Raw genomic sequence first — 7326 nt, 5'->3', positions numbered from 1 at the left:
GAGGGTGGGGTGACGGCGTTGCCGTAGCCGCGGGCCTGGGTGCGTTTGTCACCGAGGGCCTGGAAGGTCGCCGGGAACGCCATCCCGGCCCGGATCTCAGTGGGGTCGAGCATCCGGAAAGTGCACTCGTCGAGCAGGCGTGCCAGGTCGTCGGCGAGCAGCTCGTACCGATGCCGCGCATGCTCGGTCACAGGCGGGCGCACCAGGCCGTGATGGAAGCCGTTCGCGGAGAAGGTCGCTAACGGCTGGTCGACGCCGCGCGCGGACTTGCGGCTACCACCGCCGCGCAGCGAGGTGATGAACGGTGGGATCGCGACGCCGAGTTCGCGACGGCACGTTTGGGTGGGCAGCGGCTGGTGTGCGCTGTAGGCGGTGAGAGCGGCCCGCCCGCTGGTCTGCACCACCAACGGCGACATAACCAGACCATCGGACTCACGGGTGGTCCGCGTGGGCATCGGCACCTCGACACTGGTCGCGTCGGTGCGCCACGTCCCGCCAGCGGGAGCCAAGAACGGGGTCCGCGCGAATTTCTCCAGTCCGATCCGGATCCGCGCCAGGGTGTTCTCGGCTAGCGGCGTGGGTCGCTCCCCGATCTTCGCCCCCGGCGGGAGAGCCCAGTCGATCGCGGCAGCAGCCGGGGTGACGATCGGCTCGACAACCTGGAACCGGCACGTCGCCGACGGGCAACGGTAGATGTATTGGCCTGATCGAGCGCCATAGCGACCCATATCCTGACCGGTCTTCTTCCACGCCTGCACCGCGTCGACGGTCTGCTCGCAGCTCGCACACCACGCTTTCGGACGCAACCACTTGTCCCAATCCGGGCGGCGGCCAAGCGATTTCAGCCAGTACGCGACATACAGCCGGTCACGCGACTGCGGAGCGGGCAGGCACCGGCGCGGCATCGCGTGCATGGAGTTGAGCGCGATCACCCGGGTCTCGTACCCCAGGGCCTCGATCTCCCCGATCCACTGCGACCACTGATCCCAGCGGCGGCACTGGACGACGTTCTCCATAACCCCTGCCAGTACGGGCTTGCCGCGGGCGGCCATGGAGCGCAGATAGCGCGGTATCTGTTTGACCAGGGCCCGCGAGCGTGTGGCGGCGGGGTCTTCGACCATGCCCAGCTGCTCGTCGAACATCGTGTACTGGTTGGACTGGTCGAAATACCGTTTCACGCCCTTGGCGTCGGTCCACTCCGGGCACGCCGGCGAGGCCCAAAACAGCTCCGTCGCAGGCAGATCCTCGATGTCGAGGTCTTCGACGTCGCCGGGCGGAAGATGTTCCGCACCCGGGAAGTTCAGCTCATGCACAGCGACAGCGACGGGGTTGTGGTTGGCCGCGATGCGCAGCTCGACCCCAGGAACCTGCTCCCAACCCAAGCTGTCCCCGCCCCATCCGGCGAAGTAGACCGTTGACTGTAATGCCATGCCAGACCCCTTAATGTGAACTATATTCGCGAACAATGTTCGCATCTCGACGCTGGCGGTGTCAACTATGTTCGCGAACAGAGTTGTGGCATCCTGGCGGTATGACGGAGAGCACCGACCACAGCGCGGCGATCCGCGCCGCGCGGGAAAAATACGACGAGGCGCGCGCCGGCCTCTTCGCCGAGATCCGTGCCGCCCTGCAAGACGACGTAGGCCCGAGCGCGATCGCCCGCGACAGCGGTTTCACCCGCGAGTACGTTGCCAAGATCCGTGACGGCAAAGGCCCGAAGGGCGCGTGAGCAGCACAGGTCACTGCACCTCGGTGAGCAAGCCCCACAGGGGGCTGAGGCCTTCGCTGTTGATCGGGCGACCGCGTGCGCTGGCAAAGACGCACATGATTGTCGGTGCGCGCCTTCATACTTCGGCTATGACGAACACATACAGCAGGGGGCGGTGCGCCGGATGCTGGCAGCCGGTAGATAGTGGCGGCCGTGGATGGCGGCAACGGGAGACCGCACTGTGTCCGTCCTGCTCGACGCAACACGACCGATACCCGGACGGCGACACCCCCATTGCCGCGTACCTCAGCGACATCGCCGGGCTCAGCGAGAAGGATTGGTTACCCGACTACGCAGGAACCGAGCTCGAGAAGGTACAGACGGGCAGCACGACCTTGCCGCAGCGCAGCCCGACCGAACTCGCGCGGTTCGTCGCCCAGTTCAATAACTGGCGGCTCTACGGGGATGAGGTCTGTACCGCGGATGGCCTTCGCATCGCCGACCGGCTCGAGGACGCCGCCGACGCCATGCACTCGATGGACTGGTTCACACCGAATTATTCCGGCATCTCCTGGATGAAGTTCACCGGCGGCCGTGAGCCCGCGACGTGCACCTATCCGAGTGCCTTCGCTATCCGCCGCTGGATCGCCACACACCACCAGGACTGATTGACTCCACCTAGACCAACTCGAAGGCCTCGGGGTTTCCCGGGGCCTTCAATCTGCCCCAATGCGGCTGCGCGATCGGCGGTGTCGGCGCCTACGGGTTCCGGTAGAGCGCCCAAGAAGATCAGCGGAGCGCGAGCACCCCGCGCGGCGGACGGGCAGCTACTGGACGGCGGGAGGTACAGCGCCGTCGGGCACGAGCGCGGATACCGGCATGGGGAATCGGTAACCGGCATCCTCGAGAGGATCCAGGATCGCCTGCCCGTCCTCGCTGATCTCGGCGACTATGAACACCGACACCCCGGCAGCGCCGATACGAACCCGTTGACCCTCGTTCACCACGCCACGAGACTAACCCGAACATACGTCCAACTCCGTTCGGCACATCACTAGCTATCGATGTCGGGGGTGTCGTCGACATCGCGCCGTAGACGTGTCATCATACGAACATATGTTCGAGAGTGACGCGGTTACGGAGGTCGGCCAGCGAGGTAAACCCCCGGTGGCAGGTTTGCCGCGCGCCGCGCAGCTCGACGCCCTACGCGCACAAATGGCGGCCATCCCGGGCCGTGTCGCCGCGGAAGCCACTCCCCCAGCAACCACCGCGGCAGATGTCCTGCCGATCGGCGGCGGCCTGGGCGAGCTACTCCCGAATGGTGGCCTGCCCCGCGGTGCCGTGGTCGGCTGCACCGGAGGCGGTTCGGTGCTGCTGGGCCTGCTGGCGGCCGCGACGGCGGCGGGGGAATCGGTTGCGGTACTGGGTAATCCGCGCGCGGGCTGGCTCGCTTTTCACGAGATGGGCGGGCGCCTCGACCGGCTCGCCCACATCCCGGATCCGGGACCTGACCCGATGGCCGTGGCCGCAGTTCTGCTGGAAGGCGTGCCTGTTGTGGTGCTCGATATGGCTGGTTCTGCGGCGCCTTCTCGCGCGCGTGCTGTCGTCGCTCGCGTGCGCAGTCACGGGGGCGTGCTCATCGTCACCGGGCCCGGGTGGGCGCGAGCGGATCTCGAGCTGGAGTGCCGCCCTGCTGCTTACGCCGGTCTCGGGCGCGGCCGCGGTCGTCTGCAAGCGGTACACCTCGAGGTGCGGGTATCCGGGCGGGGAACCCGGCCACGGACCTCACGCGTAACCCTGGCCGGCGCCCTCGGCGGGCGTACCTGTTGGACCCGGCAGACCGCCCCGGCGGCGGCCGCGACGTTCCCGCGGACCGGATAGCGCAGTGAGTGACGACAGGTGGTCCCCTCTGCGGCGGCTGGAGAAACCCCGGCGAGTGTTTGTCGACCCGCGGCGTGTGTGGGCTCATCCGCAGCGTGAACGTGACCGTGTCGACCCGGCGACGATCGGGGAAAAGGCTGCCGCGCTGGATATTCGGAGCGAGGACGAATGGGTGCCGGGGGTGTTGTATGCGTGGGCGCGGATCCGGCTGGGAACCACCCCGGTCTGGTATGCCGATGTCGCAATCGAGTGGCGCTCTCACTCCGGGTTGACCGCGGTGACTTTGCGGCATTGGGTGCCGTGGGATGCGGTGCGCCCGCCAGTGAACCCGTAACGGGTGTAGCGGGCTCACCGCCGGGTCACACCATGTGCACTGGAGTACAGAACGTCGTCTGAGCCTCGAACTGAAAGCCGTGCGGGCTGTACAGCGGGTGTGTGGTGTCGCCTCTGTCCGGTGACGGATTGGGGCGTTGGGTCGGGACCGCACCGACACAGAACACCACCGGGTAAGGCCGCGGCGGCATCGGCGCCAGGAACCGCGCTGCCTCGGACGTCATCGGGTGCTCTACCTCGAACGGCACCGCCACCGTGAACTCACTCCCGTAGGTCGCTCCCGGGTCCACGCGCACCATCTCGGGAGGATCCGGAGGGCGACTCGCCGCGATCGGACACTGACCTATCGGATAGAAGCGGCGGCTGATCTCCACCACCTGATCGCTACGCGGCACCAAGTTGTATGCCTGCTCAGGCGGTAGACGACTGGTCCGGACTCGATCGGCCAGAAACAGCGGGTCGCGGCGATGGTTGGTCACCCGGTAGCGGATCACCAACCGATCCGGTGCGGTGTCGAAATCGGCGGCCAGCTCGACCGAACTGTCCTGAGTGACCACAGTGGAGGACTCACACGATGCCGGTGATGGATTGGGTACCTGGGTGGTGATCGTCGGCGCTGTATCCGGTGTCCCACAACCGGCACAGGTCGCGGCGACGAGGGCCACAGCACCGAGGGCCGCCGCGCGGCCCGATCCACTCGTCATCATTCGTAGTCGTAGTGTTCGCGGCGCGGCACGCCGAGCTCGTCACGCAACGCGTTCTCGGTCAGCGCGGTCGAGTGTTCGGGCGCGAGATGTTCGGGCGTCGCGGGGTTGTTGTCGTGGTCGATGGGAAGCCCGACCGCGACTCTCTCGTAGTTGGGCAACGAGAGTCCGGTGCCGTCGATCGGGTCGGAGCCGGTGTAGTAGCCGCCGCGCACCGTGCCGTGCCCGAAATCTTCTGCGTGCGCCATCTCGTGATAGAGGCTCACCACGGGCGGCTCCTGACCCCACGCATGTTGGGCATACTCCGGACCGAAATCGGTGGCGCGTGGGTCGTATTTGATCGTTGAACTCGACCCGGGACCGGCTTGGCCGGTCCTCTCGTCGTAATAGACGCTGCTGTTCTGCTGCTCCGGTATCGCCATGTTCCGGCCGCCGTCCCCTTCGGTCAGGGTCAGCGTGTGCCCGGTCTCACCGAGACTGGCCAACATCTGCTGACCGGTCGGCGAGGACCGCAGCGTCTCGAGATCGGCGGCGACCCGGTCCTGAAATTCGGGCGACCCGGTCACGGTGATCTGGTCCGGAATGTTTTGCAGCGCAACATTTACCACGGCGGGCTGGTCGCCGTAGCGGTTGATCACGTCCTCGTCTTGGGCGTAAATGGTGTCGTTGCCCGAACCGTTGGCGGCGGTGTTCAGCCCGCTGCCGGTCACGGTGTCCTTGCCCGATCCGGCGTAAATCTTGTCGTCACCCTCGTTGCCCTCAATGAAGTCATCGCCCTGGCCGCCCGATAGTTGGTCGGTGCCCTGACCGCCAGCGATCTTGTCGTTGCCGGTGCCGCCGTCGATGTAGTCGTTGCCGCCGTAACCGATCAGGGTGTCATCGCCCGCACCGCCGTAAACGACATCGTCACCGTCACCGGAGTTGATGAGGTCGTCACCGGTGCCGCCGTCGATGTAGTCACGGTTCTTGCCGCCGAAAATGGTGTCGTTGCCGGAACCGCCGTCGAGCTTCAGCCCGACTTGGGTTCCTTCCGACACACTGATTTGATCGTCCCCGCCTTGGGTTTTGATGATGATGTTCTTTGATTCCGCGTCGGTGAGCTGCTGCGGCTCACCGTTCACGTTCACGGTCACGATGTGGGTTTGCGGGTCCTGATCCACGGTGACGACGTCGTTCTCGTCGCCGGTCTCGATCGTGATCGACTCTCCGGTCCGGATGATATGCGGGACCGACCCGAACACGGCGGTGTCATCGCCGACCCGCCCGCCTTGTGCTTGGACGGCGTCCCGGGCAGCGGTGATCGCGCGCGCGACCTCACCGGCGGCGGTGTCGAGCTCGGTGCGCGCGGAGTTGATCAGACCTTGATGCGCGGCAATGAGATCGGCGTCCTGATCGCCGTCCTGGGTGACCACCCAGTCATCGCCAACGCTGAGGTTGGCTTCTTGCGCGTCGGCTACACGTCCGAGCAGCACGTCACGGTGACTGGTGAGGGTCGCAGCCCCGGTAGTCATCGCGGCCGCGAGCTCGACAACCTCACGGGCAAGTTTCGTGGCCTCGGTGTGGTCCTCACCGATGCGGTTGTAGGCGGCCCAATAGGCCGCGCCGTCCCAATGTCCTTGGGCGGATTGGATGTCGGTGCGCACCTGGTCGGTGTGGGTCTGGAAATCGGTGTTCGCGGTGGCGATAGCGTGGCCGGCATCCGCCAGGGCTGAGGGCCGCCACTGCTGCACCTCGGCGAGAGTGGCCACTACCGGCCACCATCCAGCGCAGCGAGCCGAGCACTGAAATCGGTATCGGTCACCTCGAAATTCGCGCCGACCCCTGCCGCGATCTGCGAGACACGACGGCACCGGTTGGCCGCACGCTGATAGGCGGCGGCGGTCACATCACCTGAGCTGGCACAGATCTCGCCGAGATTCGCACCGGGCAGGGCGGCACCGGCGGCGCTGGCGGCGGTGCGCACGTCGAGCAGCTCGACCGCGTCAGCGGCGGCGGTCATCGACGTGACCAGTCCGCGTAGTTCGTCGGGGTTGACCTTCACGGGGTGTTCTCACCGCCGCGATTTTTAGCCGCGGCGGCTTCCGCCTCGTACTGCAACCGGACCGCAGCGGCAGCGGTTTGCATCTTTTCCAGCCCGCCGCGCATCTTCGCCGACGATGCGGCCCATTCGGCGGTGTCCGCGGGGGCCTGTCCCCATTCCGTTTGAACGGCGGTGACGTGCTCGTTCAGCTCGTTCAGAGACTCGGCGATGAACGCGTTGAGCTCCTCCATGCGGGTGGTGACTTTATCGAGCTGGTCGAGGTCTACGGGGTACTCATCGCTCATACTCGGGCCTTCCGTGGTCGGGAAAGCCCCCTGCGGTGTTGGGGTGTCGGCGCTGGAGGTGTTCGGCACTGTCCGTCCTCTCGAACCCCCCCGGGTTGAATGTTGATCTTGGAGCTTTTGACGCACCAAGATGCCGATCGGTTCCATCCGAAATTATCGGCGGCGCAATGGCTCTCGCCAGGGCGGCGCTACGTGATCCATGCAACGTATCGGATAGCGATCCGTCCAGTGGTCATCACCGCCGCTATCCGCCGCGCCACACATGCAATAGCGGAAGATTAGCTCACTCGCCGCGAATGCCTCGATACGGCGACTTTCAACCTCGATATCGTGGTTGCTAACCACCTGAGGCGAGATTCTTTGTGCGAGTTTCGA

General features: G+C 66.0%; 10 protein-coding genes. 4 read left to right on the top strand and 6 right to left on the bottom strand.

Features of this window, described 5'->3' with window-relative positions; genetic code table 11:
- Positions 1-1430: DNA cytosine methyltransferase (locus ACFQZZ_RS33360; RefSeq protein WP_378688913.1), on the bottom strand; the 1430-nt coding region annotated here is incomplete at its 3' end.
- A 101-nt stretch (positions 1431-1531) separates the two neighbouring features.
- On the opposite strand from ACFQZZ_RS33360, the gene ACFQZZ_RS33355 reads away from it, so the two are divergent.
- Positions 1532-1729: a hypothetical protein gene (locus ACFQZZ_RS33355; RefSeq protein ID WP_378688910.1), complete on the top strand. Its 198-nt coding sequence runs from the start codon at positions 1532-1534 to the stop codon at positions 1727-1729.
- 128 nt (positions 1730-1857) lie between these two features.
- A complete protein-coding gene (locus ACFQZZ_RS33350; RefSeq protein WP_378688908.1) occupies positions 1858-2376 on the top strand; it encodes a hypothetical protein in 519 nt (172 codons plus the stop codon).
- Positions 2377-2535: 159 nt separating this feature from the next.
- Here the strand turns inward: ACFQZZ_RS33350 and ACFQZZ_RS33345 are convergent, their stop codons facing one another.
- Positions 2536-2715 (bottom strand): hypothetical protein, encoded by a 180-nt coding sequence (locus tag ACFQZZ_RS33345; protein WP_378688906.1) that lies wholly within the window; start codon positions 2713-2715, stop codon positions 2536-2538.
- 109 nt (positions 2716-2824) lie between these two features.
- Between ACFQZZ_RS33345 and ACFQZZ_RS33340 the strand changes: the two genes are divergently transcribed.
- Together ACFQZZ_RS33340 and ACFQZZ_RS33335 are read left to right on the top strand one after the other, a co-directional pair.
- Positions 2825-3589, top strand: a complete 765-nt coding sequence (locus ACFQZZ_RS33340; protein WP_378688904.1) for a hypothetical protein — start codon at positions 2825-2827, stop codon at positions 3587-3589.
- Between the two features lie 4 nt (positions 3590-3593).
- Entirely contained in the window at positions 3594-3923 is a 330-nt protein-coding gene (locus ACFQZZ_RS33335; protein ID WP_378688901.1) for a hypothetical protein, read from the top strand.
- 25 nt (positions 3924-3948) lie between these two features.
- Here the strand turns inward: ACFQZZ_RS33335 and ACFQZZ_RS33330 are convergent, their stop codons facing one another.
- From ACFQZZ_RS33330 to ACFQZZ_RS33315, 4 genes are read right to left on the bottom strand one after another with little or no spacing between them, the layout of a single operon-like run.
- Positions 3949-4629, bottom strand: a complete 681-nt coding sequence (locus tag ACFQZZ_RS33330) for a hypothetical protein (RefSeq protein ID WP_378688898.1) — start codon at positions 4627-4629, stop codon at positions 3949-3951.
- Positions 4626-6374 carry a M91 family zinc metallopeptidase gene (locus ACFQZZ_RS33325; RefSeq protein WP_378688896.1) on the bottom strand — a complete coding sequence of 583 codons (1749 nt, stop codon included), beginning with the start codon at positions 6372-6374 and terminating at the stop codon, positions 4626-4628. Before ACFQZZ_RS33325 ends, ACFQZZ_RS33330 begins: the two co-directional genes overlap by 4 nt.
- Positions 6374-6667: a hypothetical protein gene (locus ACFQZZ_RS33320; RefSeq protein ID WP_378688894.1), complete on the bottom strand. Its 294-nt coding sequence runs from the start codon at positions 6665-6667 to the stop codon at positions 6374-6376. Before ACFQZZ_RS33320 ends, ACFQZZ_RS33325 begins: the two co-directional genes overlap by 1 nt.
- On the bottom strand, positions 6664-7020 hold the full coding sequence (locus ACFQZZ_RS33315) for a hypothetical protein (RefSeq protein WP_378688893.1): 357 nt from the start codon (positions 7018-7020) through the stop codon (positions 6664-6666). Before ACFQZZ_RS33315 ends, ACFQZZ_RS33320 begins: the two co-directional genes overlap by 4 nt.
- Positions 7021-7326 lie beyond the last annotated feature (306 nt).

This window comes from Nocardia sp. GCM10030253 (assembly GCF_042675075.1).
Lineage (GTDB): Bacteria > Actinomycetota > Actinomycetes > Mycobacteriales > Mycobacteriaceae > Nocardia.
The sequence above is the reverse complement of the archived record's forward strand: the minus strand, read 5'-3'. Positions and strand labels throughout refer to the sequence as shown.

What these genes read in the sequence shown, in the direction of transcription:
- ACFQZZ_RS33340 (WP_378688904.1), top strand. Translation starts at nt 2,825, where the DNA reads ATGTTCGAGAGTGACGCGGTTACGGAGGTCGGCCAGCGAGGTAAACCC.
- ACFQZZ_RS33355 (WP_378688910.1), top strand. Translation starts at nt 1,532, where the DNA reads ATGACGGAGAGCACCGACCACAGCGCGGCGATCCGCGCCGCGCGGGAA.
- ACFQZZ_RS33350 (WP_378688908.1), top strand. Translation starts at nt 1,858, where the DNA reads ATGACGAACACATACAGCAGGGGGCGGTGCGCCGGATGCTGGCAGCCG.
- ACFQZZ_RS33330 (WP_378688898.1), bottom strand. Translation starts at nt 4,629, where the DNA reads ATGATGACGAGTGGATCGGGCCGCGCGGCGGCCCTCGGTGCTGTGGCC.